This window comes from Mesorhizobium sp. M4A.F.Ca.ET.020.02.1.1 (assembly GCF_004022645.1).
Taxonomy (GTDB): domain Bacteria; phylum Pseudomonadota; class Alphaproteobacteria; order Rhizobiales; family Rhizobiaceae; genus Mesorhizobium.
In genome coordinates this window covers 1-2,057 of record NZ_RZOI01000914.1, presented here as the reverse complement: position 1 = coordinate 2,057, position 2,057 = coordinate 1, and the positions used below count along the sequence as shown (strand labels likewise).

The 2,057-nt window shown below is 66.0% G+C and carries 3 protein-coding genes and 1 pseudogene; 1 reads left to right on the top strand and 3 read right to left on the bottom strand.

What is annotated here, in order from left to right; translation table 11 throughout:
- Positions 1-481: aldolase/citrate lyase family protein (locus tag EN742_RS32990; RefSeq protein ID WP_189375704.1), on the top strand; the 481-nt coding region annotated here is incomplete at its 5' end.
- 33 nt (positions 482-514) lie between these two features.
- On the opposite strand, the gene EN742_RS32985 is transcribed toward EN742_RS32990, so the two are convergent.
- The 3 genes and pseudogenes from EN742_RS32985 to EN742_RS32975 all read right to left on the bottom strand — a co-directional run.
- Positions 515-1,189 carry an isoprenylcysteine carboxylmethyltransferase family protein gene (locus EN742_RS32985; RefSeq protein ID WP_126054262.1) on the bottom strand — a complete coding sequence of 225 codons (675 nt, stop codon included), beginning with the start codon at positions 1,187-1,189 and terminating at the stop codon, positions 515-517.
- Positions 1,190-1,235: 46 nt separating this feature from the next.
- Entirely contained in the window at positions 1,236-1,844 is a 609-nt protein-coding gene (locus tag EN742_RS32980; RefSeq protein WP_126054261.1) for a flavin reductase family protein, read from the bottom strand.
- Between the two features lies 1 nt (position 1,845).
- Positions 1,846-2,057, bottom strand: a pseudogene (locus tag EN742_RS32975) (nitroreductase family protein); the annotation flags it as partial.

Below are 2,057 nucleotides of genomic sequence, written 5' to 3'. Positions count from 1 at the left end.
GACGGCCGCACCCTATGCCGGCGCCAGCGCGCGGCTTGCCGGCCTCACCTGGGGCGCCGAGGATCTGTCGGCCGCGATCGGCGCCCGCGCCGCGCGCGACGCGAGCGGCCGCTACACCGACGTCTTCCGCCTTGCCCGCGCCATGACCATCCTTGCGGCCAGTGCGGCGGAAGTCGCGGCGATCGACACCGTTTTTCCGGATTTCCGCGACATGGAAGCTTTCGGAGCCGAGTGCCGCGAGGCCGAGCGCGACGGTTTCACCGGCAAGATGGCCATCCACCCGGCGCAGGTGCCGGTCATCAACGCCGCCTTCACGCCGTCGGCGGAAGCCGTGCGACACTCCCAGGCAATCGTCGACGCGTTCGCGGCGGCGGGTAATCCCGGCGTCGTCGGCATCGACGGCAAAATGGTCGACCGGCCGCACCTGCGGCTCGCCGAGCGATTGCTGGCCCGCGCCAGGGCGGCAGGGATTTCTGCCTAGTCGATCGCTCGCCGCCGATCGCTTGGCCAGCGGCTACCAGACCAGCGGGATCAGCCGGTAGCGGACATTTGCCGCGTAGTCGTCATAGCCCTGCAGGCCGGTCCGCAGCGTCCTCTCCTCGATAAAGATGCGGACCGCCAGGAGCACGATGAAAAAGAGCACCGAGGCCAGCCCCCACCAGGAGCCAAGCAGAAGCGCCGTGCCGGCAAAGTAGGGGATGGCGCCGGCATACATCGGATGGCGGACATAGCTGTAGGGGCCCGTGGTAATCACATGCTGTCCGCGCTCACCCTGGATCTTCACTACAGGCGCCGCAAAACTGTTCTCCAGCATCGTCAGGTAGCAGATCCAGATACCGACCAGCAGGACCAGCCCACCGAGTGCCAGTCCCCAGAAAGGAACCGCCGACCAGCCGTGGCGAAAGTCGAGCCCCATGAGACCCAGCCACGTAAAGATGGCGATGAGCAGTATGGAGAGGAGCACCTTGTCGGCCGCGGTCTGGTCCTTCTGGATCGGAGGGCGCAGCCGCTCGTTCATCAGCCCGGGATCGCGCCGGGCGAGCGACACGCCCATGGTGAGGCTGAGTCCAATCATCGCCACCAGATACACCCAGGCTCCCGGCCAGTTCAGCGTGCCGGCCGAGAGGAACAGCACGGCGCCCATGACGCCGAACCACACGAAAGTCTGCAGGATCAGTCTTGCGATCATGGCCAACCTTCCGCGAATGTCCCGCCGCCGTTTACCTGAGCTCTGCCTAGTCCTTTCCCCAGCGCGGCCGGCGCATCGAGAAAATCTCGTCGATGCTGGCATAGTCCATATAGCCGAGCCGGCCGACATTGCCGGCCCTGACGATGTCGAAGATACCGTCCTTCAGATAGGCATCGTCGATATGGACGCCAACCACCTCGCCGGCGACGACGACGGCACTCGTCTGCGTGCCGTCGAGCGCACGCGGCCGGATGATCTCCGTCACCCGGCACTCGAGCGCGGCCGGCGCCTCCGCCACCCGCGGCGGCGCGACAAGGCGCGACGGCGCCATCGTCAGATCGGCATAGCCGAACTCGCTGACGCCGCGCGGCGCGTCGACCGCGGTGCGGTTCATCTTCTGCGCCAGATCGCGGCTGACCAGATTGGCGACGAACTCGCCGGTCTCTTCGGCGAAGGTGGCGCTGTCCTTCTCACCCTCCGATGAGAACCAGACGATGAAGGGCTTTGTCGAAAAGGCATTGAAGAACGAATAAGGCGCGAGGTTGATCTTGCCCTGGCGGTCGATGGTCGAGATCCAGCCGATCGGTCGCGGCGCCACGATCGCCTTTGACGGATCGTGCGGCAGGCCGTGCCCTTTCGAGGGTTCGTAGAACATTCTAGCCAGCCCACGGTCCCTGATAGTCGGCGTAAAGCTTTGCCGGGTCGGGCCGCGGCCGCTCCGGCGCCGGCCCTTGGTAGGAGCCGATATGGACGAAGCCGATCACGCGCTCTTCCGGCGCCAGGCCAAGGATCGCCCTGCCCTCCGGCACGTCGGAATACCAGTTGCTGATCATGTTGGTGCCATAGCCCAGCGCATTGGCGGCGATCA